30 protein-coding genes and 1 riboswitch are annotated in these 21,997 nt (G+C 36.8%); of the genes, 15 read left to right on the top strand and 15 right to left on the bottom strand.

Translation table 11 applies throughout. From position 1 onward, the window contains the following. Positions 1-103 precede the first annotated feature (103 nt). Complete coding sequence (locus tag QUG14_RS11635; RefSeq protein WP_289340697.1) at positions 104-802, top strand: Crp/Fnr family transcriptional regulator; 699 nt, start codon at positions 104-106, stop codon at positions 800-802. 40 nt (positions 803-842) lie between these two features. On the opposite strand, the gene QUG14_RS11640 is transcribed toward QUG14_RS11635, so the two are convergent. The 4 genes from QUG14_RS11640 to QUG14_RS11655 form a co-directional block, all read right to left on the bottom strand. After that, positions 843-1,970 carry a TIGR04053 family radical SAM/SPASM domain-containing protein gene (locus QUG14_RS11640; RefSeq protein ID WP_289340698.1) on the bottom strand — a complete coding sequence of 376 codons (1,128 nt, stop codon included), beginning with the start codon at positions 1,968-1,970 and terminating at the stop codon, positions 843-845. Between the two features lie 164 nt (positions 1,971-2,134). Beyond that, a complete protein-coding gene (locus tag QUG14_RS11645) occupies positions 2,135-2,473 on the bottom strand; it encodes a DsrE family protein (protein ID WP_289340699.1) in 339 nt (112 codons plus the stop codon). Positions 2,474-2,486: 13 nt separating this feature from the next. Then, positions 2,487-2,795, bottom strand: a complete 309-nt coding sequence (locus tag QUG14_RS11650; RefSeq protein WP_045519778.1) for a metal-sulfur cluster assembly factor — start codon at positions 2,793-2,795, stop codon at positions 2,487-2,489. A gap of 15 nt (positions 2,796-2,810) precedes the next feature. Continuing rightward, complete coding sequence (locus QUG14_RS11655) at positions 2,811-3,584, bottom strand: alpha/beta fold hydrolase (protein WP_289340700.1); 774 nt, start codon at positions 3,582-3,584, stop codon at positions 2,811-2,813. 219 nt (positions 3,585-3,803) lie between these two features. Between QUG14_RS11655 and QUG14_RS11660 the strand changes: the two genes are divergently transcribed. From QUG14_RS11660 to QUG14_RS11670, 3 genes are all read left to right on the top strand, one after another. Continuing rightward, positions 3,804-4,616, top strand: a complete 813-nt coding sequence (locus tag QUG14_RS11660; RefSeq protein WP_289340701.1) for a Cof-type HAD-IIB family hydrolase — start codon at positions 3,804-3,806, stop codon at positions 4,614-4,616. 114 nt (positions 4,617-4,730) lie between these two features. Then, a complete protein-coding gene (locus QUG14_RS11665; protein ID WP_179597737.1) occupies positions 4,731-4,883 on the top strand; it encodes a hypothetical protein in 153 nt (50 codons plus the stop codon). A gap of 2 nt (positions 4,884-4,885) precedes the next feature. Further along, positions 4,886-5,071 (top strand): DUF3813 domain-containing protein, encoded by a 186-nt coding sequence (locus QUG14_RS11670; protein ID WP_289340702.1) that lies wholly within the window; start codon positions 4,886-4,888, stop codon positions 5,069-5,071. A gap of 77 nt (positions 5,072-5,148) precedes the next feature. Here the strand turns inward: QUG14_RS11670 and QUG14_RS11675 are convergent, their stop codons facing one another. Both QUG14_RS11675 and QUG14_RS11680 read right to left on the bottom strand, forming a co-directional pair. After that, positions 5,149-5,910: a BsuPI-related putative proteinase inhibitor gene (locus QUG14_RS11675; RefSeq protein WP_289340703.1), complete on the bottom strand. Its 762-nt coding sequence runs from the start codon at positions 5,908-5,910 to the stop codon at positions 5,149-5,151. A gap of 14 nt (positions 5,911-5,924) precedes the next feature. Continuing rightward, positions 5,925-6,776 carry a YitT family protein gene (locus tag QUG14_RS11680; protein WP_289340704.1) on the bottom strand — a complete coding sequence of 284 codons (852 nt, stop codon included), beginning with the start codon at positions 6,774-6,776 and terminating at the stop codon, positions 5,925-5,927. 104 nt (positions 6,777-6,880) lie between these two features. Here QUG14_RS11680 and QUG14_RS11685 point away from each other — a divergent pair, with 104 nt between their 5' ends. Further along, positions 6,881-7,741, top strand: a complete 861-nt coding sequence (locus tag QUG14_RS11685; RefSeq protein WP_289340706.1) for a DegV family protein — start codon at positions 6,881-6,883, stop codon at positions 7,739-7,741. 34 nt (positions 7,742-7,775) lie between these two features. Here the strand turns inward: QUG14_RS11685 and QUG14_RS11690 are convergent, their stop codons facing one another. Further along, positions 7,776-7,907, bottom strand: coding sequence for a DUF3941 domain-containing protein (locus QUG14_RS11690; protein WP_081810752.1), 132 nt, complete (start codon positions 7,905-7,907; stop codon positions 7,776-7,778). 70 nt (positions 7,908-7,977) lie between these two features. Beyond that, on the bottom strand, positions 7,978-8,841 hold the full coding sequence (locus QUG14_RS11695) for a CvfB family protein (RefSeq protein ID WP_289340707.1): 864 nt from the start codon (positions 8,839-8,841) through the stop codon (positions 7,978-7,980). 134 nt (positions 8,842-8,975) lie between these two features. Here QUG14_RS11695 and QUG14_RS11700 point away from each other — a divergent pair, with 134 nt between their 5' ends. Together QUG14_RS11700 and QUG14_RS11705 are read left to right on the top strand one after the other, a co-directional pair. Beyond that, positions 8,976-9,467, top strand: a complete 492-nt coding sequence (locus QUG14_RS11700; RefSeq protein ID WP_289340708.1) for a YajQ family cyclic di-GMP-binding protein — start codon at positions 8,976-8,978, stop codon at positions 9,465-9,467. 109 nt (positions 9,468-9,576) lie between these two features. Then, complete coding sequence (locus QUG14_RS11705; RefSeq protein ID WP_289340709.1) at positions 9,577-10,452, top strand: SDR family oxidoreductase; 876 nt, start codon at positions 9,577-9,579, stop codon at positions 10,450-10,452. A gap of 43 nt (positions 10,453-10,495) precedes the next feature. On the opposite strand, the gene QUG14_RS11710 is transcribed toward QUG14_RS11705, so the two are convergent. Together QUG14_RS11710 and asnB are read right to left on the bottom strand one after the other, a co-directional pair. Continuing rightward, complete coding sequence (locus QUG14_RS11710; protein ID WP_289340710.1) at positions 10,496-11,977, bottom strand: alpha-amylase family glycosyl hydrolase; 1,482 nt, start codon at positions 11,975-11,977, stop codon at positions 10,496-10,498. Between the two features lie 62 nt (positions 11,978-12,039). Beyond that, entirely contained in the window at positions 12,040-13,890 is a 1,851-nt protein-coding gene (gene asnB, locus QUG14_RS11715) for an asparagine synthase (glutamine-hydrolyzing) (protein WP_289340711.1), read from the bottom strand. A 165-nt stretch (positions 13,891-14,055) separates the two neighbouring features. Between asnB and QUG14_RS11720 the strand changes: the two genes are divergently transcribed. Beyond that, positions 14,056-14,619, top strand: a complete 564-nt coding sequence (locus QUG14_RS11720; RefSeq protein ID WP_289340712.1) for a DUF2777 domain-containing protein — start codon at positions 14,056-14,058, stop codon at positions 14,617-14,619. A gap of 39 nt (positions 14,620-14,658) precedes the next feature. Here the strand turns inward: QUG14_RS11720 and QUG14_RS11725 are convergent, their stop codons facing one another. Further along, positions 14,659-15,687, bottom strand: a complete 1,029-nt coding sequence (locus QUG14_RS11725; protein WP_289340713.1) for a ThiF family adenylyltransferase — start codon at positions 15,685-15,687, stop codon at positions 14,659-14,661. Between the two features lie 221 nt (positions 15,688-15,908). Here QUG14_RS11725 and QUG14_RS11730 point away from each other — a divergent pair, with 221 nt between their 5' ends. Next, positions 15,909-17,738: an aldehyde ferredoxin oxidoreductase family protein gene (locus tag QUG14_RS11730; RefSeq protein WP_289340714.1), complete on the top strand. Its 1,830-nt coding sequence runs from the start codon at positions 15,909-15,911 to the stop codon at positions 17,736-17,738. A 55-nt stretch (positions 17,739-17,793) separates the two neighbouring features. On the opposite strand, the gene QUG14_RS11735 is transcribed toward QUG14_RS11730, so the two are convergent. From QUG14_RS11735 to QUG14_RS11750, 4 genes are all read right to left on the bottom strand, one after another. After that, positions 17,794-18,066 carry a MoaD-like domain-containing protein gene (locus tag QUG14_RS11735; protein ID WP_289340715.1) on the bottom strand — a complete coding sequence of 91 codons (273 nt, stop codon included), beginning with the start codon at positions 18,064-18,066 and terminating at the stop codon, positions 17,794-17,796. 1 nt (position 18,067) lies between these two features. Continuing rightward, a complete protein-coding gene (locus QUG14_RS11740) occupies positions 18,068-18,340 on the bottom strand; it encodes a ubiquitin-like small modifier protein 1 (protein WP_289340717.1) in 273 nt (90 codons plus the stop codon). A 123-nt stretch (positions 18,341-18,463) separates the two neighbouring features. Next, entirely contained in the window at positions 18,464-18,823 is a 360-nt protein-coding gene (locus QUG14_RS11745) for a YisL family protein (protein ID WP_289340718.1), read from the bottom strand. 81 nt (positions 18,824-18,904) lie between these two features. Next, positions 18,905-19,513 carry an ATPase, T2SS/T4P/T4SS family gene (locus QUG14_RS11750; protein WP_289340719.1) on the bottom strand — a complete coding sequence of 203 codons (609 nt, stop codon included), beginning with the start codon at positions 19,511-19,513 and terminating at the stop codon, positions 18,905-18,907. Positions 19,514-19,716: 203 nt separating this feature from the next. Next, positions 19,717-19,803: riboswitch (cyclic di-GMP riboswitch) on the bottom strand. A 244-nt stretch (positions 19,804-20,047) separates the two neighbouring features. On the opposite strand from QUG14_RS11750, the gene QUG14_RS11755 reads away from it, so the two are divergent. Genes QUG14_RS11755 through QUG14_RS11780 form a run of 6 tightly spaced genes read left to right on the top strand, consistent with a single transcriptional unit; the run spans position 20,048 to position 21,981 of the window. After that, the gene (locus tag QUG14_RS11755) at positions 20,048-20,272 is read left to right on the top strand and encodes a spore germination protein (protein WP_289340720.1); all 225 of its coding nucleotides are present in this window, start codon (positions 20,048-20,050) and stop codon (positions 20,270-20,272) included. A 17-nt stretch (positions 20,273-20,289) separates the two neighbouring features. Beyond that, positions 20,290-20,526: a spore germination protein GerPB gene (locus tag QUG14_RS11760; RefSeq protein ID WP_289340721.1), complete on the top strand. Its 237-nt coding sequence runs from the start codon at positions 20,290-20,292 to the stop codon at positions 20,524-20,526. Positions 20,527-20,535: 9 nt separating this feature from the next. Continuing rightward, the gene (gene gerPC, locus QUG14_RS11765; protein WP_289340722.1) at positions 20,536-21,156 is read left to right on the top strand and encodes a spore germination protein GerPC; all 621 of its coding nucleotides are present in this window, start codon (positions 20,536-20,538) and stop codon (positions 21,154-21,156) included. After that, complete coding sequence (locus QUG14_RS11770; protein WP_289340723.1) at positions 21,146-21,316, top strand: spore gernimation protein GerPD; 171 nt, start codon at positions 21,146-21,148, stop codon at positions 21,314-21,316. The genes gerPC and QUG14_RS11770 overlap by 11 nt, the downstream gene beginning before the upstream one ends. 14 nt (positions 21,317-21,330) lie before the next feature. After that, the gene (locus QUG14_RS11775; RefSeq protein ID WP_289340724.1) at positions 21,331-21,711 is read left to right on the top strand and encodes a spore germination protein GerPE; all 381 of its coding nucleotides are present in this window, start codon (positions 21,331-21,333) and stop codon (positions 21,709-21,711) included. 51 nt (positions 21,712-21,762) lie between these two features. Then, complete coding sequence (locus tag QUG14_RS11780) at positions 21,763-21,981, top strand: spore germination protein (RefSeq protein WP_289340725.1); 219 nt, start codon at positions 21,763-21,765, stop codon at positions 21,979-21,981. The last annotated feature ends 16 nt before the right edge of the window (positions 21,982-21,997 follow it).

Raw genomic sequence — 21,997 nt, forward strand, 5'->3', positions numbered from 1 at the left:
TGTCATTGTTTATCCCGCTAAAACTCCAAAACCTACGCTAAAATAAGGATAACGAAATTAGAGAAAAGTGTCAGGACTAACAAAACCTTCGAGGTGAAAATATATGTTGACTAAGATTAAACCAACTCATTCAATAGAAATTAAAGAATTACTTAGATTTGCTGATAGGAAAATTAGAAGTGAAAGAGGAGCGTATTTATTTCAGGAAGGTATGCTTGCAGAAGAACTTTATATCATTATCTCTGGTAAAGTTCAAATTAGTAAAATTACTTCAGATGGACGTGAACTTTCGTTAAGAATCTGTGGAGAAAATGATATTTGTGGAGAATTAACGCTTTTCACAGACAATCCTAGGTATTTATTAAGTGCTAGAGTTTTGGAGGAAGGTGAAATAGTCGCAATTAAAAAAGATGTAATCGAAAGTGAAATATTCCAAAATAGTAAACTTGCCTACGAGTTTATGAAATGGATGAGTGACCATTTTCGTAAAACTCAGACAAAATTTCGTGATCTTGTCTTAAATGGAAAACGAGGAGCGCTATTTTCAACGTTAATTCGGATGTCTAATAGCTATGGTATTCATAAAGAAAATGAAATATTAATTGATTTACCATTAACCAACCAGGAACTTGCAAACTTTTGTGGAACTTCAAGAGAGAGTACAAACCGGATTTTAAGTGAATTAAAAAAGGATAAAAAAATTAGTATTAAAAAAGGAAAAATCTCTATTTTAGATCTTCAATATTTAAAAGATGAAATCGGCTGTGAAAATTGCCCTGCTGTCTATTGCAGCATTGAATAAATCAGATGGAAGCAATCACGCATGATTGCTTCCATTTTTATTATGATTGTACCTGTTTTTCTCTCATCGCTTTTGGAATATATACACAGAATGGTTCACTTTCTAAATAATCTCCAGTCATTGCATAAGCTCTTGACCTTGAACCGCCACAGACATGGCGGAATTCACAGACACCACATTTACCTTTATAGAGATCAGGATTTCTCAGTGATTTAAAAATCGGTGACTCTCGATAAATCTCTGCTAACGGTGTTTCTCGTACATTTCCTGCTTTAACTGGTAATAATCCGCTAGGATATACATCTCCAATATGTGAGATGAAGACAAATCCATTGCCATCATTAACACCTTTAGGTGCTCGTCCAAGTCCGTCAATCGAACCTGTTAATCCCTGTTCAGTTAACGCACTTAAATAATTGATTTCATCTGACTGGTCTTTTGCCTCACGCATCTTTTGCTGAATAACAACACGACGGTAATGTTGTGCCGCTGTCGTTTTAATATCAAAGGAAACACGTTTACTAAGGTCATACAGCCACCTAAATACTTTTTCATGCTGGGCAGGAGAAATCATATCAGATTCTTGGCCTCTTCCTGTAGGAACTAAGAAAAAGACACTCCAAAGAACACAGCCTAAATCCTCAACCATTTTTGCCATTTCATCAAGATACTCTATATTATATCTAGAAATTACTGTGTTAATTTGAATTGGAATTTCAAGTTCATGCAAGTACTTAATTCTTTCCATGGTTAGATCGAAGGATCCAGCTGTTCCACGGAAATGATCATGCACTTCAGCTGTTGGACCATCAATACTAAAAGCCCATCGAGAAAGACCAACGTCCTTCGCCTTTTCAATTGCTTCTTTTGTAACATTTGGCGTTGCGCTAGGTGTCATCGAAACTCTAACACCCTTATCTACTGCATATTTTGCGATATCAAAAACATCTTGTCTCATCAATGGGTCTCCGCCAGTAAAGACAAGCATTGGATTATTCATTTCATATATTTGATCAATTAGGTTCTTGCCTTCTTCAAATAATAGTTCACGCGGATCTCTTTTTAATTGAGCTTCTGCACGACAGTGTAAACAAGCTAATTGACATGCACGTGTCAGTTCCCAAATAACGATAAATGGATCTTTATTAAAATCTCGGCCAAAAGCCATATGAAACGCCTCCTAAAACGGCCATTTCAAAAACCAAACAGCCATATTACCTGTATTATATAGGGGATTCCACTATGGATAAGTGAACTACCTCACATTACGTCCAAAAGAATATGTCCTTTTTGTGAAGACCAAATATAAAAACAGCAGAAAATTCTGCTGTTTTAAGATATGGTTATTACTTCATATTTAGCTGATAACTCAATAAAATCAGCCATGCCGCTAATTTTTCCTACAGTGATTTTTTCATCTACTTTGTAATGGTCAACGCAGGTTTTACATGCTAAAATTGATACACCTTTTTCTTCCATCTCTTTTAAATGAACCGAAACGAGGGATTCATCAGTCATTGTTAGCACACCACTGTTCATACAAAATACAGCGTCAGGCAGCTCTTCTCTTTGTTTCAATAATGTAAAATAGGTTTCAAGAATGTTTTCACCAAGGACTTGGTCACCCCGACCGAGTTGATTTGAACTCACTAAAATCACTTTGTTCTTCATCTTTCTCAGTTCCTCATCGAATTCCTAATGCGATTTTTGCATATCGGGACATCATTTCCTTGTTCCATGGCGGGTTAAACACGATATTAACCTCAACCTCTTTTATTTCTGGAATATCCGCTAACGCTCTTTTTACTTGATCTACTATTGTTCCTGCAAGCGGGCAGCCCATTGAAGTTAACGTCATCGTAATCGTTACGTTCCCTTCATCATCCATCTCAGCATCATATACTAAACCTAAATTTACAATATCTACACCTAATTCAGGATCTATTACCAATTCTAAGGCACCCATGATATTTTCTTTTAACTCTTCATTCATTTTAAAACACTCCTTTTATTTTAATAAATGTTTCTCAAACCATTCAACAGTGGCTTTTAAACCTTCTCTGCTAACTTTGTGATCAGCTTGTGCATCACTTATAAAGCGAATATTAGCTGGTGTTTTCTGATAATCATCCTTTATCGATTGATAAAATTGGTACGTTAAGTGATAGGGTACGATTGGATCTTTTATTCCATGCCAAAATAATAATGGCCTATTCTCAAGCTTTTCTGGTTGAAGACTTAAATCATATTGACGAAGGAATGATAATTGTTCTTCAATCTGTTCATCCGTAAAAGAAAGAGTCAAACCAAGGCTTTGCATTTGTTCTAATTGCCAATGTAAATATTTCTCATAAGCAGGCATTCCCATTAGGCTGACTGCTGCTTTAACCCATTTATATTTAGTCAAAGCACCCAAGGTCACCATACCACCCATTGAAGTTCCAGCAAGTCCAATTTGCTCCTGGTCTACTAAGCCCTCATTCACATAGTATTCCTTATAATCGTTTAATTCATGGATTGTCTTAATGACAATTTCCCAAAAATGTTTGTATAGTGCAGTCTCGTTTAAACCCTGCTCTCTTTCACCATGGTATATCGCCTCTGGCAGGATGATCCGAAATCCCTTCTCCGCTAATAAATAGGCGTAATGAAGGTTATGCTCCTTTGCACTGGTAAATCCATGGTTAAAAATGATCAGCGGAAGTTTCTTTTGTTGGTCACTTTTATTTACTATATGTAGATGAGGACTTTTTTTCAGCAAACTTTTTTCTACGATAATCACTTAGGAAGAACCCCCTGGGCAAATTAATTATATCGGATATCAAATTCTTATGAAGTTAATTTTTTTACAGGTAAGGTATAAAATTGTTAACATAGTACTTATACAAGTTTGTTTTTCAAACATGAAAAGAAAATTCATAGTTGTAGTGTAACATTTCGTTTGCTAATAATCTAAAGCTTAGACTTATTGAATAAAAAAACAATTAATGAAGGAGTCAATATGGCAGAAAAACATTTAATCGCATTGGACTTGGATGGAACTTTATTAAAAGATGATAAAACCATATCAGAAAAAACAAAAAATGTTCTAAGTAAAGCAAGAGACGAAGGACATGTGGTAATGATTGCAACAGGAAGACCCTATCGTTCGAGCGAACCATATTACCATGAACTTAAGCTTGATACGCCCATTGTAAATTTCAATGGTGCCTTCATGCATCACCCACTCGATTCTAGTTGGGGATTTTTTCATGACCCTCTAGACGTAAAAGTAGCGAAAGAGATTGTTGAGGCTTGCCGTTCCTTTCATTTCCACAATATTATTGCAGAAGTAATTGATGATGTTTATTTCCATTATCATGACGAAAAACTATTAGATATCTTTGGAATGGGAAATCCCAAAATAACCACTGGTGATTTACGGAATTTCTTGAAAGACTCACCGACAAGTTTGTTAATTCATACCGAGGAAGATGAATTAAAGCAGATACGCAAGCATTTATCAGATGTCCACGCTGAAGTCATTGATCATCGAAGTTGGGCAGCACCATGGCATGTTATTGAAATTATTAAAACTGGATTAAGCAAGGCTGTTGGCTTAAAAAAGGCTTCGGAATACTTCAACATTCCACCTGAAAGAATTATTGCGTTTGGTGATGAAGATAATGACTTAGAAATGCTTGAATATGCAGGTCATGGTATTGCGATGGGGAATGCGATTGATCAGGTCAAAACGATTGCAAATGAAGTGACCCTTTCGAATGAGGAAGACGGTATTGGTGTATATTTGTCAGATTTGTTAAATTTAAAATAAATGATCGTTGTCCACCATTGTTTACCTAAATGAAAAACTTTGATTTGAGCATACTATTTTTGTGAGGCAGTTAACACTGTTTCACACCAAGCTCACCAAATTGGAGGGATTGCAATGGGTAAACGAAACAAATCAAAACGCTTTGTCCAGCAAGGAGTGGATACTGTCAGTAAGCACGATGAACGTATTCCTTACCACATGACCTACGCTGAAGCGGAAGCCCAGAAAATGTCCAATGTGCGTGAATCCTCGCTTGGAGGAATATAACGATGGGAAACCAGTTGTTCCAAGAAGCTAGAAGATTTGTTGAGATGGCGAAGTCAGCCGACCCTGCTGAACGTAATTCTGTGGTTTCGAAAGCGAAAAATGCATTAAGTTCTGCATTCGCTAATTCAACAGTCGCAGAACAAAGTCAGCTCCAAGAAATGCAAAATGAGCTTGAACAATTGAAATAATCGAAAAAGCTGGCACGTATGAAGCGTGCCAGCTTTTCATTTTAACAGGGGTATCATGAAGGCCTTCAAATGCCTTTTTAATTAAATTGTTCTAAAATTACCGGATAGGTATTTCTAATTTGTTCTTCCCCGCTTCGCTCATAAACATTGAAAATTAACGAGCCTTTATCAGGCAGTTTTTCTCTTGGGATGTGAACTTCAATTTTGAAGTGTTCCCAATCCTGGCTCCCAGTTGTTCTAATAGGCTTTTCTGTAATATATTCTATATGTCCATCCTCTACATTATAATAAATTCCATCAGCTCCCTTGGTCTCTCCAGTAATCAAATAATTGCCCTTATCGCCTTCTACCTTCACATTCCGAATAACAGGATTTTCTGCTGGCAGATTAAAATTTATCTTGCTGACTACTCTTTGTTTGTTACTTAATGGCTGGTCATTTAGTTTTCTTGATAAAAGAGTTGCAGTAACAGTATATTGCCCCGCAGGTACTCTTTTTCCATTTGCTTGGTAATTCCAACTTTCTATTTTTCGAAAGGTTTGATGTGGGTCAATTTTAACAGTTTGCAGTGCCTGTAAAAAGAAGCGTCCTTTTGAATATCGGTATACCTCAAGCCCAGATTGGTCTGTAACAGATATTTCAAAATACTGTGAGCTAGGAAACTCCAAACTCAGTGGATAATCCCCTTGATTTTTGATAAGAATTTCAAATTCAACCTCTTCAGACCCAGCATTCGGAATAACTGAAAATTGAAATTGACGATTATTTCCACTAAAATTAGCTTCTCCTTTTAAACTAAACGGAAAAAGAAACAAGATCACACATAATACACCTCTCACACTTCATCCCCACCTTATTCTCGTCTAAAGAACCCGTAAATCCCTGTTGTCTGAATGATATTCGTAAAGGCATTTGGATCAACCTCAGCAAGGATTCGTTCCAAATCATATAACTCATAACGGGTAATAACAATCATCAGCATATCTCTGGGTTCATTGGAAAAAGCACCTTTTGCAGGAATCATTGTAATACCTCTAACTAACTGTGAATGGATTGCCGCCTTTAGCTCATCAGCCTTTTTCGTAATGACCATGGCAGTAAGTTTTGCATGTCTCGTATGGATGGCATCCACCACCCGTGTTGAAGCATACAAGGAAACAATTGTATAAAGAGCTTTTTCCCATCCATATAAAAAGCCAGCCGTAATAATAATAAATGCATTTAAAATAAACATATAACTGCCAATTGGTTTATCTTTCATCCTAGATAAAACCATGGCAATAATATCTAAGCCTCCAGTTGATGCCCCCCATTTTAATGTAAGCCCAACTCCAACCGCTAATATTACCCCGCCAAATACGGCATTAAGAAGAATATCTTTTGAAACTTGTGTAATGGGAATTAATTCTAAGAATAGTGATGATAAAGCCACACTCAAAAAACTATAAATGGTAAAGGATTTACCTACCTTTAACCAACCTAAAATAGCTACTGGTATATTTAGCAATAGTAATAAAAATCCCATTGAAATATTTAATGGGGTTTGTTCACTTAAGACTTTTGATAACAATTGTGCAATTCCTGTAAATCCGCTAGAATAAACATTTGCCGGAATTAAAAATAAATTTATTGCCAGGGCATTTAGGAATGCACCCACAATTACAATTGTTGTTTTTTTGATTTGTTGCCATAACAAAAGCACCATCTCCTTCAATTTTTAAGTTACTATTTCTAAGCAGATAATTGTATTTTTGAGGTGAAACCGATAAACTGAAACTAACTATAATAGCTTGAAAGCAGGTGAGCTTCATGCCGGTAAAAATACTAGCTGACAGCGCATGCGATTTACCAAAGGACTTTTACCCTGAACATAACGTCACATTATTCCCACTTAAAGTGCAGGTAAATGGACAAGAATACGAGGATGTTAAAACGATTGATCCTAAAACTGTTTATGACGCCATTCGCGGCGGCGATGTTCCTAAAACATCTCAAGTTTCTCCTTTATTATTTGAGGAAGTCTTTACAAAAATGGCTGAAAATAATGAAGTTGGAATATATATTGCTTTCTCTTCGGCATTATCTGGTACATATCAGACATCTGTTATGATTCTTGACCAAGTAAAGGAAAAATATCCAAACTTTAATTTAACGATTGTCGATACAAAATGTGCTTCTCTTGGTTTTGGTCTTGTCGTGAAAGAAGCAGCAAGGCTTGCAGCCGAAAATGTCTCAAAGGAAGAAATACTTAATGATGTGCTATTCCGAAGTCAACATATGGAACAACTCTTTACGGTAGAGGACTTAGATTATTTAGCCAAGGGCGGCCGTGTTTCAAAAGCATCAGCTTTCTTGGGGGGATTATTAAATATCAAGCCTATCTTGAATGTTGAAGATGGAAAACTTATTCCGATTGAAAAAATACGGGGAAAAAAGAAGGTTTACCGTCGTATAGTTGAACTGATGAAAGAACGTGGTGAAAACTTTAGTAACCAAATAATTGGAATCAGCCATGCTGATACCGAGGAAACGTTAGAAGAAGTAAAAACATTAATTCTGGAAGAATTACATCCCAAGGGTATTTTTACTTCCTCGATTGGTTCAGCTGTTGGAGCCCATACCGGACCTGGTGCAATTGCCATTTTCTTTTTAAATAAACAGCCATCATAAGAAAAATAAGCGGGAGAAATTCCCCGCTTATTTTTTATTTATGATCTGTTTTTTTCGAGTATTGATTTTTCCCAGCTTGACGATTTTTTTCACGCATCATATTCTTCTCATGTCTTAAAGCATTATTATCTTGTGCTTTTTTATCATTATCTGATGTATGCGGCATAACTCATACCCCTTTCAAAATGCTTTCAACATTAGTGTTGTCAATTTAAAAAAGAGTATGTAGGAAAAAGTTAATCTTTCTTTACATATGTCCAGCTGCCTTCTTGATACACTCTGCCTTCTTTCATCAGTTTTCCAAGAGCACGCTTAAATGCTCCTTTACTTAACTGAAATCGTTCTTGAATATCCTCAGGCATGCTTTTGTCATTAAATGGCATAGCACCATTTCTGCTCATTAAATACTCAAAAATTCGTTCAGCCTCAAGGTCCTGTGCATCCTGTTTTCTCGGAAGTAACGAAATATTTACTGTCCCGTCTTCCTTAACGTCAACAATCCGTCCTTCTATCATTTGTCCTAACCGCGGCTCTTCTTGTCTTTGAGACTCATGTATAAAGCCTTTAAAACCTTCAATGGTATAAATCCAGCTGCCTACCTTTGCAGTCCGATAAATATGCCCCTGAATATTTTTGTTAAAATCTTTCCTCGTTGCCTTTGTTGAAATAGATTCTATGATAGGGTCCGTTGCAAGCTTCGCATATAAAAGAAAATTGTTATTCACTCTTAAGGTAACATAGACCAAATCGCCTGCCTTAGGCCAGACAGATTTATGAACAGGGAGATCGTCAATTCCTAATAATAAATCCTTTTTTATCCCAATATCTAAAAACACGCCGACATTAGGGTTGGAATCAACTACTTTAAGCCATGCATATTTGCCAATCGCTACTTCAGGTATAGTTGTAGAAGCGGACGTCCTGCCTTCTGAATCAACATAAAGGAAAACCTCAACCGATTCATCTTCCTGGTATTCTCGGTCAGCCTCATTTATATGCAACAATACATCTTCATTTCCATCTGTTAAAAAATAGCCGAATTCTGCTTTTCGTGCTACCGTTAAGGTAACTGTTTGACCTATAAGTTCTTGTAAAGACATGTTAACTCACCTTTTCTTTCCTATCGTTTTCCATAGGGTTGTTTGAACTGCTATATTTTACTATAATGAAGCCATAAAGGGAAACTTTAACAGGATTACATACCGTTATTAAAAATATTGGAGGTATTATTACTATGGCCAAAGATGAATCATTTGATATTGTATCCAAAGTGGAATTTACCGAAGTCACAAATGCAATTACTGCAACGATGAAGGAAATAAAAACACGTTATGATTTTAAAGGCAGCAAAAGTGAGGTTACACTAGATAAAGAAGATCTTGTTCTAGTTTCAGATGATGAATTTAAAATGGACCAACTAAAAGACGTCTTGCTTGGCAGGTTAATTAAGAGGGGTGTTCCTGTTAAGAATCTTGATTATGGAAAAATGGAAAAAGCATCTGGCGGGACAGTTCGTCAAAGAGCAAAGCTAGTTCAAGGGATCGATAAAGAAAATGCAAAAAAAATTAACACCATTATTAAAAATAGCGGTCTAAAGGTGAAAAGCCAAATACAAGATGATCAAGTCAGAGTTAGCGGCAAAAACCGTGATGATTTACAAAAGATTATATCATTAGTTCGTGAAGCAGACCTTACGGTTGATGTGCAATTTATTAACTATCGTTAATCAATTTCTCAAGGAGAAAAGGAAAATTCCTCTTCTCCTTTTTTATTTGCTAATATTTTCGCTCGTATTCCTCAAACTATAATGGTAACTAACCTTGGAGGTAGAAAATATGACCAACAACAATCAACAGCAGCAAAAGAAGGCTTTCCCCCCACAACATCAAAACCATCAACCAGGAATTGAAAGTGAGATGAACCCTCGTCCTGTTTCAGTTGATCAAAATTATAAAAGTGCTGGAAAACTTGCCGGGAAAACTGCCATTATTACTGGTGGAGATAGTGGTATTGGTAAATCTGTTGCTATTTATTTTGCCAAAGAAGGTGCAGATGTAGCGATTGTTTATTTGGAGGAACATCAGGATGCAGAAGAAACAAAGCAACTCGTTGAGGCAGAAGGTCAAAAGTGTCTGCTCTATCCCGGTGATGTAGGTAATGAAGATTTTTGTAAGGAAACGGTTAATAATGTGATCAATCAATTTGGAAAGATTGATGTTTTAGTTAATAATGCAGCAGAGCAGCATCCGCAGAAAAGCCTGTTAGATATAACCTCAGCACAGCTTGAAAAAACGTTTAGGACCAATATCTTCTCCTATTTTTATATGTCTAAAATGGTATTGCCACACTTGAAACAAGGTGCATCTATAATCAATACCACTTCTATCACTGCTTATGCTGGAAATGAACAATTACTGGATTACTCAGCAACAAAAGGAGCAATTGTTACCTTCACTCGCTCCTTGTCAAAATCCCTTGCACCACAAGGAATTCGAGTCAATGGTGTTGCACCAGGTCCGATTTGGACACCGCTTATTCCTTCAACATTCTCGGAAGATCAAGTCTCTACCTTTGGAACAGATACCCCAATGGGCAGAGCCGGTCAACCCTATGAGTTAGCTCCAAGCTATGTGTATCTTGCATCAGATGATTCATCCTATGTAAGTGGACAAATCCTCCACGTTAACGGTGGAAAAATCATTAATGGATAAGAACTCACAAAAAAATGCGATGTTTCCATCGCATTTTTTTCGTTTATTCTTTTCCTCTTTTTCTTACTTTTATAATGAAAATGGTGAACAAGATGTAGACTACCACTAGTGATCCTATAAGTGTTAGATTAATTCCGCTCTTATTTGCTAACACATATATTTCAGCTTCATCACGGTCAATAATGAGATCATATTGGTTATCATCATTACTGCGGACTAGGTCTCCATTGAGCATTCCACGCAGTTCTTTTCCACCTTCAACCTGTTCATTATTTAACGTAACGTTTTGAGATTGACTTGTATTATTAATGGCAATAATCGCTGTTTCATCTTGGTAAACACGTTTATAAACAGCCATTCCATCTTTCTCATAAAGCATCTCCATACTTCCTCTAGTCAAAGAAGGAAGCTGATTTCTAACTTCTCCAAGCTTAGTCATATATTCAATCAGTTCTTTTTCTGTTCGAAAATTCATTGGCTGCTGATTATCGGGTATTTCGCCACCGTTTAAGGCAATTTCACTGCCATAAAAGACTACCGGTATTCCAGGAGTAGAATAAGTATAGGTCAATGCTGTCTTCCAGCGAGCCCCTGGAAAATGTTTATTCTTTACGATATCGCTTGTAAATCTAGTAGTCAGTTCATTATCAAAAAATTGTGGCTGTAACTCAGGTTTTTGCACCTTATTATCATTCAATTCCTTAAAAGATTGATTGGTAGCAGCAAAGACATTCCGTAAATCTTTACTATGCTGATAGTTTGTAATGCTGTCGATACCAGCATTTTCATATTTTTCAAAATCAACTTGACTGTTTGGAGAGGTGATCCCTAATAGAAAAAAGTTTTCTTTTTCCGCTTTTACCTCTTTTGAAAAATCACTCCAAAAAGACTCTGGTACTTGATTTACCTCTGGAAGACTATATCCGTCTATATCGAATTCATTTATCCACCATTTAGCAGCATCCAATAAATAAGCTTTTACCTCAGGGTTGTCCTGATTAAGATCCGGCAAAGCATTCAAGTTACTCGTTTCGGTTTTCTCATTAAACCAATTTTGCTTTGTTGCTTCTTTTACCCATGGGTGCTCTGCAGAAACATTATTGGTTACAAAATCAATGATTACCTTGATATCACGTTTATGTGCTTCCTGAACAAGTTTCTTGAATGTTTTAAGAGAGCCAAAATGTTCGTCAGTTTTATAAAAGTCGTTTACCCAATAACCATGGTACCCGCCTGCAGTATTATCAAATATCGATGTAAGTCGGATTGCTGTGAAACCCATCTCTTTTAAATAATCCAACTTTTTAATGACTCCCTGAAAATCGCCGCCATTATAGGCTAACGGATCTAGCGTATTAACATCCAGATCATTTTTCGTATTGGCATTAAAAAAACGGTCAACCATAATGGAATAAACAGTTTCATCCTGCCATTCTCGGTTGTCCCTTTCTGTTTCTGCATAAGCCGGTACTGATGAAATAATAAAAATACAAAATAAAATGAGTGTAATCAAGGTTTTTTTCATGTTCAATCCCCTTCCATACACTCATTCTAATCTAATAATGGTGTGAATCCAACTATAAACGTCTAGGCATTTACTATGTTAATATTATAATCTTTAAACCAAATATCCAGTTGAATAAAATAGGCTAATAGCTGTGGTCCTGACATCAATTGACCAAACCACGGTTCTTTAAATGAGTTTCCTCCTGAGTCAACGAGCTCATTTAGTAAATCACGATTGAATAATTCAAAGAGCGGAGAAGATTTATCTGTTAATATTTCCTTCATCTGCTTTTGAACGGCTCGTGTATATTCAGGATTATGTGTTTTTGGATACGGGCTTTTCTTACGATAGAGCACTTCCTCAGGAAGAACTCCTTCAAATGCTTTTCTTAAAATCCCCTTTTCCCTGCCATGAACCATTTTGATATCCCATGGAATGTTCCAGACATATTCTACGAGACGATGATCGGAAAATGGTACTCTAACTTCTAAACTTGCACCCATACTCATTCTATCTTTTCGATCAAGCAGCGTTGTCATAAAATGTGTCATATTAATATAAAAAAGTTCTCTCCGTTTTGCTTCTTCGGGGCTTTCTCCATCCAATCTAGGTGTTTCTTGGATGGCTTGGTTGTACTTTTCTATCACATAATCGTTTAATTTCAACTTTTGCTGCCAATCTGCTCTTAACAAATTATTTCTTTCCTTAACAGAACGCATCCAAGGAAAGCTAGGTCTCTCTAAATCTTCCTTGCGGTGAAACCATGGATAACCTCCAAAAATCTCATCCGCACATTCTCCTGAAAGACTTACGACAAAGTCCTTTTTTATTTCCTTACAAAACCAAAGTAAGGAAGAATCGACGTCAGCCATGCCAGGAAAATCACGAACATGAACCGCTTCTGTTAAGTCTTTCACTAATTGTTCCTGAGAAATGATTTTATAATGGTGCTTTGTATCAAACTCTTTTGTCACAATATTTATCCATTTCTCATCCGCATTTGGTTGAAATTCGTTTGCTTTAAAAAACTGATCGTTTCCTTCATAGTCGATCGAATACGTATGAAGCTGACCTTTACCTTGGTCTTTAAATCCTTGTGCAGCAATGGCTGTGATAATGCTTGAATCAAGCCCGCCTGATAGGAAGGTAGAAAGTGGAACATCGGATACAAGCTGCCTCGTTACAGCATCTGTTACAAGATAGCGTACCTTCTCAGCGGTTTCTTCTACATTATCTTTATGCACATCGCTCTTAACATTCCAGTAGCGCCAGATCTTTAAGCCATTTTTAGAAAAGGTCAAGGCATGTGCTGGTCTTAATTCCTTAATCCCTTTAAAGATACCGGAGCCAGGGATTCTGGAGGGTCCTAATCCAAAAATTTCTGCAAGCCCCTCATATTCCAGTTCTGTTTTCATCCCAGGATTGGCTAGTATTGCCTTAATTTCTGAAGCAAAAACAATCCCGTTATTTAATTCCGTATAAAACAATGGTTTAACTCCCAATCGGTCGCGACCAATAAACAATTGTTCTCTCTTTTGATCCCAAATGGCAAAGGCATAGATACCATTTAAATAATTTACGCATTCTTCCGCCCATTCTATATAGGCAGTTAACAGAACTTCTGTATCAGAATGACCTTTAAAAGAATATCCTTTAGTAAGGAGAATTTTGCGGATATCTTCGGTATTGTACAACTCCCCATTGTAACAAATTGTATATTGTATACCATCTTTTTGTTTAGTCATTGGCTGTCTTCCCCCTTCAGGGTCAACAACAATCAGACGCTTATGACCAAACCCAGCATGTGTTTGAACCCAGAGGTTTGTTTCATCTGGTCCTCTTTTGGCAAGAGTTTTTGTCATTTTTTCAATCGTATCTTTTTTACTTCTTAAATCTTTTGTAAAATCAACCCATCCTGAAACTCCGCACATATAAAGCTCCTCTCTCCAGTAACTGACACTGGATATCATTACATGCTTTTATTCTATTCAGCCCAATTTATTTGGTAAATTGTCCAAATTAAAGATAAACAAGTTATAAAATCTCACAAAGATGTCTACAAAGAAAAATGAAAGTATTAGGCACGGAGGTTAAACATGAATCGACAACAGAGAATTAAACTATTGGATTTTCAGCTGAGGGCCTATAACGAAGGAGCAGTTGAACAGATAAGTGATCAATGGATCTTTTTTGATGAAGAAACAGAAGAAGCAGCGATGTTGGATGACTATCTTCAGCAAGAGATTGAAATATTTCGCGTTAATCGATGGAAGAAAGGAATTTTAATTGAATCTGGAAAGATACGAAGTGGAAATGAAATCATCATGCTTCGTGACCATGATTTAGTTAGGATAAGGAAGCATTTAATATACTCTTTGGAAAGACTTTTAGAGGGAATGAATGATGATGCCTTTTTTCAATTTGTCACGACATTAAACTCGTTAGATTTTTCTATTTATGATTGTATCTATTGTTACAATCACCTGTCTTTCTTATCAGATGATAATCGTAAGGATGGGGTAAACTTCATTGTTTTTGATAACCAAGAACAAATCTGTAATGTGCAGCATCATTTTTGTTATTTTGAAAAAGTAAATGATCGCTTCGAATTCACCTTAAATACAGGAAAAAGATTAGTCATAGAAAAAATCATCTCATAGGAATAAAAGGTGTGTTTTTCAAAAAGAAAAACACACCTTTTAGTTTCCTATATATTTTGAATAAAGTGATTTTGCTTTTACAATATCGTTTGTGCCATGTATTAGTACACGGCCATCTTTGAATACGACAATAGACGTTTCTGAATCAGGAGAAAAACGAAGTAAAAATTGGTTACCGGTGACTTTTCCACTCCTTTTTAAATGCTCACTGAGTTTTACTAAGTCTCGTTCATGCTTTTCTCTAAAATAGATTTGCACGGTATCTCTCCCGCAAAGAGAACTATAAGACTCCTGTATAGAGGATGAGCGATCGAGAAAGTCAAACTGATGGTTTACACAAGTTGGACATTGTGGATTTTTCCCATTACTTATATCCATAGAAAATAGGGAAGTATCCCAAATATCAATTTGTTCAAGGTTAGAACTTGTTGCGGCTCCAACTAATAGTTTTATTGCCTCCATTGCTTGAAAGGAACCGATGATATCCGTTATTGGAGACAGAACTCCAATCGTGTCACAGGTTTCGCCCCTGCCAGTTGGCACATGCGGAAATAGACAGCGGTAACACGGTGTTATACCTGGTTTAATGACGGCAAACATTCCTCTTGAACTAACTGCAGCGCCATGAACCCAAGGAATTCCATTCTTAACCGCAACATCATTGATCAAGTAGCGGGTCATAAAATTATCTGTTCCATCCACAATACAATCGAATCCTGCTAATAAATCTTCAGCATTATCTAGATTTAAATCTGTGATTACTGCATCTATCGTAACAGCAGAATTAATAGTGTTCAATCTCTTCTCCGCCGCAACTGCCTTTGGAAGATTCAAATTTACATCTTCCTCGTTAAAAAGTGATTGACGCTGCAAATTGGAAAGGTCAACTACATCTCTATCAATTAACCTTATGCATCCAACTCCCGATCGAACCAAATGATTGGCACATACCGTCCCCAGTGCACCGACACCGACAATCGCTACCTTGCTTTTCAGCAATTTTAACTGTCCCTCTTTCCCAATACCTGAAAAAAGAATTTGCCTTGAGTACCGTTCTAAATCGTCCATCTATCATCCTCTTTTCTAGATTAGTAGTACATAGTAACGAGTGACGTGATTTATGTTAATTTTAATCCATTTTTAGAAAAGTTTAAATATTAAATATACAAAAATAATTGTATAATAGAAATTAGGTTTATTTATTAATTTTGAGAGGAATATCCTATTCATATTTTTAAATATAAATGGGAGATTAGCTTCAATTTATTAATGAAAGAGAGGGAGAAACTTTGAACTTAGGCGGTTTTAAAAACAAAGAAGTAGTAGTTGATTTAACAGCGGGTACGATTAGTTACAGACCTATTAACGAAGAGGATGCAAAAAAGTACATTGGCGGCCGCGGGCTTGGAGTTAAGTATGTACTTGATAACGGTCCAGAAGTAGAGCCATTATCTCCGGAAAACATTCTATGTATCATGACAGGACCTGTAACGGGCTCACGTTCATCCATGAGTGGACGTCTTTGTGTTGTGACAAAATCTCCATTAACAGGTACGGTTACTGATTCTCATATGGGTGGATGGACTGCAGCGCGCTTAAAATGGGCAGGCGTAGATAATATCATTCTTACAGGTAAAAGCGATAAGCCTGTTTATCTTTATATTGAAGACGGTAAGGCTGAACTGCATGATGCTTCAGAACTTTGGGGCAAAGGAACAAGAGAAACTGTTAAAACGATGCAAGCAAAGTATGGCGAACAAGACCTTAGTGTCATGACGATTGGTCAAGCAGGCGAAAACACAGTTAAGTTCGCATCCTTTATTAATGAACATGATCGCGCAGCTGGACGTGGGGGAACTGCTGCTGTTGCGGGCTATAAAAAATTGAAAGCGGTTGTAATTAAGGCACCTCAAAAAGGTAATATGCCACAGCCTAAATTAGAACCTGAATATAAAGAGGCGAACAAAAAAGCAGTAAAGGCAATTCTTGACGGCGGCTTAACAGCACCGAATAAAGGCGGTCTTTCTGTATATGGAACGAACGTTTTAACCAACATTATCAATGAAGTTGGTGCACTGCCAACCAAGAACTCTCAGTTCACTCATTGGGATGAAGCAGAAAAGCATAGTGGTGAATATGTCAACGAGCATTTACTAGTTAAGAATAATACTTGCCATGCTTGTCCTGTAGGCTGCAAAATTGAGGTTGAAGTAAAGGATGGAAAGTACAAAACTAGAGTAGAAAGCTTTGAATTCGAATCTTCATGGTCACTTGGCTCAAACTGTTTATTAAGTGATGCCAAAGCCATTTCTTATCTAATTGACCAATGTAATGAGTATGGGCTCGATACCATTGAGCTTGGCCATTGCTTCTCCGTAACAATGGAAGCTTATGAAAAAGGCTTGATTACTGAAGAGCTTATTTGGGGCGATGCCGATTCCATGATTGAATTAACAAAGAAAATTGCATACCGTGAAGGCTTTGGCGGCATTCTTGCAGAAGGTCCTGCAAAAGCAACAGCTTCTTGGGGTGCAGCTGAACTTTCTATGTCTGTAAAGGGTCAGTCGATTCCTGCCTATGATCCACGTGGAATTCAAGGTATTGGGCTTGGTTATGCAACAAGTAACCGTGGAGCCTGCCATTTACGTGGATATACCGTTGCGAGTGAAATTGCCGGTATTCCAGAACCAACAGATCGCCTAAAGCCAGAAGGTAAAGGTGAATTATTAAAAATATTCCAAGATATGCTTGCGTTCTCTGATTCTATGAATATTTGTAAGTTTTCATCCTTCTCTGAAAACGCCGAACATTACGCTGAGCAGTATAGCGCGATGACTGGTATTCCAATGACAGCAGATGATGTGATGAAGGCAGGAGAAAGAATCTATAATCTTGAGCGTTACTATAATAACTTAGCAGGTTTCGATAAGGAAGAAGATGATTATCTGCCAAAACGATTTACTGAGGAGCCGGCCTCTGGAAATAGTTCTGGTGAAGTTAGCCGAATGGATATTATGCTTGGAGAGTACTATCAAGTACGCGGATGGAATGCTGGAAAAGTTACCGAAGAAAAACTTCGTGAACTTGAAATTATCGATCCGGAAAATCAGTTAGTATAATGAAATAATCGAAGGCTTCTGCATATTTTGCAGAAGCCTTTGTTTCAAAAAGTTACTATCCGCCTATCCTCCTGGTTTTCACCCGATAGTTTTTAATCAACGCTTTTAGCGTAATATCGTTTGAAGCATTAAACACAATATGTACAGAATTGACTTTAAATGTAGAAGTAATTAAAAGTTCCTCTTCCCTTACAATTTCTCCATACCAGTCGTCAGATTGATATACGTAAGGAAAGTGATTTGTAATTTGTTTCCCACCTAACTCTTCAAAGTACATTCCAAGGTGTTTTAGGCTAATTCCACGAAACTCTAATTCCTGCTGCAGCATTTTATCCACCTGCCACAGGAGGAAATAAGGCAAATTGGTCGGTTTCTTTTACAGTGGTCTCAAGACCATCTAAGTGAATAATATTTCTTCCATTAATAAAAACATGAACAAATGGAAGCAGTTGTTTTTCAGCAGTAAAAATTTCATCCTTTAAATCAGGAAACATTTCAACCATTTTATCTAGTACATCAATAACCCGTTGACCTTCCGGGTTAACCTCTACCCCAACTCCGCCACAAATTTGCCGGAGATTAGCAAACACTCTAACTAGCATATACGAAAACACTCCTCTCTCCTTACTTAAATAGTAAAACTATTTACAACCCTTGTCATCCTTTTTTGTGCATAAAAAAAGAACTGTCTAGAAACACAGACAGCTCAGTTAATTAAACAAATCTTATACATAAAATATGGACATAGGTAATTTATCAAAACCTAAATAGAGTACAAGTAAGAATGCGATCGCAAATTGTATCCATAAAACAGAAGTCTTTCTATTTTGTGCAGTCTTACTAAGAATCATTTCAAACAATCCAATTATCCACAAGCCTACTACTGCTTTTAATATATACATTAAATCAATATTAGACAGCATGAACATCAAGCCGATACCTGTAGCAATTATGAGCAGATAAAGTACTCGCAGAATCATTTGGACAATTTTGGCTCCCTTTTCTTTTCCGCCTTTTAGTAAAAATATCGCGACAATAAACAAAATTAGGGCTAAAACCCAAGCTGTAACGTGACCATGAATCATTTAATCTTCCTCCTATGTACAAAAGCTTATAGCAACACTATCATACCATAGGTATTTTCAAAATCCTAAAAAAAAGTGGATTTAATAATAAGAACCTTCAGGAGGATTAACAACAAAAATATCTCTAAGTGCAATATTTTCCCCTTCGATTCCCTGAACCTCTGTTATTTTCGTGATTCTTCTAGTTCCATCATTGAAACGTGAAAGGTGGACGATGATATCAACTGTACTAGCGATCTGTTCCCTAATGGCTTTGATAGGCAGATTCATCCCTTCAAGATATGCAATGATTTCCAATCGATCAATCATATTACTTGGACTGCTGGAGTGGCCTTTTGCAAGAAAACCGTCTAGTCCTTTCTTTTCATTCCGGAGAATTGCACGGACATCCTCATCACGAACATCTCCAATCACATTCCTTTCCTCTTTTGGTATGAAAGTGGAAAGAGCATTGACAAGGGTAGTTTTACCTGCCCCTGTTCCTCCGCTTACTAAAATATTTAATCTAGCTTTCACACATGTACAGAGGAAGAGGGCCATTTCTTTTGACATGGTCCCGTTACGAATTAGATCCCCTAGCTTTAGAGGTTTCCATGAATTCCTTCTAATAGCCAGCCTTGCAGACTTGTACAATTTGGAATCTACACTTTGTCCCTGATTATTTTGTTGAATTTGTTTTAATAGTCCCATACATGCCACCCACCTTATTCTTTTTTTTGAAATACACTTTAAACACAAAACATAAAGAAGAAATGATCGGTTTGGCAGGGTTGGTAAATTGAAATTAAAATAACCCCGCCTTTACCGAAAGGGGGATTAACAAATGTAGTACAACATTGCGCATAGAAATACCTATGTTACAATGCCGCAGCATACGAAAAACTCCCTGTTCTTTCGGTAACTGGCTGGCGTAGCGCAAATGCGCCTTAGCCCCTTTAGCTTTGCGTCACTGATTTTCATCAGTTTTGCCTTTATCGAGAATCAGTGTTTTTATTTTTCCGACTGTTCTCTTATATCTATCATATGTCCTTTTGCCTTCTTCTTATATCCTACTAATATACCATTTTTAATAAAAACATAGGATGTTATACCTATTTCTATTATTTTCCCAACATCCGACTGTTAGATAAAAAATGAACACTTTTGATTATTTTGGGCGAATGAATCACATTACACCAACCCATACATACGATATTAGGAGAAAAAAGGTAAAGGGTGTTGTTCATGCCAGCAATTGTAGGAGTTGCACAAGTTATTTCACTTGGCAGCAGTTCCGTTTTTCATATTGGAGATGTCTATAAAATCATGCCGTTCACTTCCGCAAAAACTTTCTCCGGTGCTGGGTCCTTTAATACGGGTGAAAGTTTAAATGTTCATAATAATAATTTAAGTAATACGAACACAAATGATTCAGATGGTATTGATCAAGGAAGCTTCCTTAATGCTTAAGGAAAGGTTGATTTTCAATGAATTTTTATATCCAGCAGTCTATTCAAATAAATTTTATTAAAATTAGCAGTATTACAAATTCTTCTGTCCTGCAAATTGGCAGTGCTGGAATCATTAAACCTGCCTCTTATATGTATAATACAGGCGGTTTTACAGCCCCAGCTCCAAAGGCAGGTGGTACTCAAACAACAAACGGACAGTCTGATTTTGCAGTACCTTTGTCTGGTGCTGGGAGAGAAGACGCTACACAGTGAGGTGATGGTATGTATCAGGATTATTCACAACTTCTTCAGTGGGTCCAAATGACTTTACAAGCACAGGAAAATAGAATTGCCATTCTAGAACAGACCATTCAAAAATTACAGGAAGAAATGAAGCAATTAAAGGATAAGCCTAGTATTAAGGTTGATAAGATTGAATATAAATTCGATCAATTGAAGGTTGAAACGCTTGATGGAACTTTAAACATTGGGTTAAACCCATCAGATTTGGCAAATATTGAAGATTTTGCTGTAGAAAATCAATCCTTAAAAACTCCCATTCATCCTAAAGCACAAATGCAGCGGTCTATGAAAATAGAAGAATCTGTTTATCAGTATTTAGAAACAGAACTTCCTGCACTATTTAAGGAAACCCAAAATCAATTAAATATTAGGTTAGATGATTCCTATTTAGATTTTATCAAACAAGATATCTTGAAACAGCTTCCAGCTAGGATTGATTATCATATACAAAATACTGCAGCCAATGAACGTGACGGTGAACAAGGCACAGAGGAGAGCATTATCCAATTAATCAAACAGGAAATAAAAAAAGGTATTTTAATATTTATTAATCATTTGCCTGAAAATGTGAAAGGAATGAATACACAAAATGAACTTTGAAGTATACAATCGGGACCTCCATGTAGATATGATTAGAATTATGGGAGTGGCAAGTTCTTCACTCGTATTGGTTGGCGACACTCAAACGATTCAATTGGCAGCGACTTTCGACACACCAGCTGAATCGCTCATAATGGGGCCGTTTGTGCCACTTTTTTAGGTAGGCTTAAGATTATGCTCCAGAGATCTTCTGTCGTAAACGCCATTAAAGTGACCTCGGCTTCCTTTTCCTCTACTATCCAGCTTGGGGACTCACATATTATTAATGGATTTTCACGAGCCTTAGCCGTTCAACGGGAGGCTGATGTGTTTTATGGAAATGAAGGAAATTTCTCAAAATTCCCTATTTTCTCAGAACCCATTCCTTTATTGCCAATTACTGAAAAAATGTCACTATCAACGCATAATACCCTCCCTGTCATAAAGGTTAATACCATATCAATCCTCGCCATGTCTTCTTCTGCTATCCTACACGTTGGAAACAGTGAAAACGTCTCAATGGAAGCAAGGATTAAACATATCAGGCAGCTGTTCAATAATGAGGATGAACAATGACAAGATTAAGGAATATGATATGAGTATTAACTTAAGCAAAGGATGTTTTTTATGCCAGCTATAATTGGACCAGTTCAGATTGTGAATGTAAGTGGTGGGATCGTTCATTTCGGGGATACCGTCTATATCTCTCCAAAAAGTGCCTCAAAGACCAATGCAGGTTCTGGAGGCTTTAATACCGGAGGGATTATTTTTACAGCCAGCGGTTTAAGCGGTACCAATGTACTTGATGCTAATTTACTAGACCAGCCAATTGGCGGCAATAATTAATAAAGACATAAACCAC

This window comes from Neobacillus sp. CF12, from assembly GCF_030348765.1.
Taxonomy (GTDB): Bacteria; Bacillota; Bacilli; order Bacillales; family Cytobacillaceae; genus Neobacillus.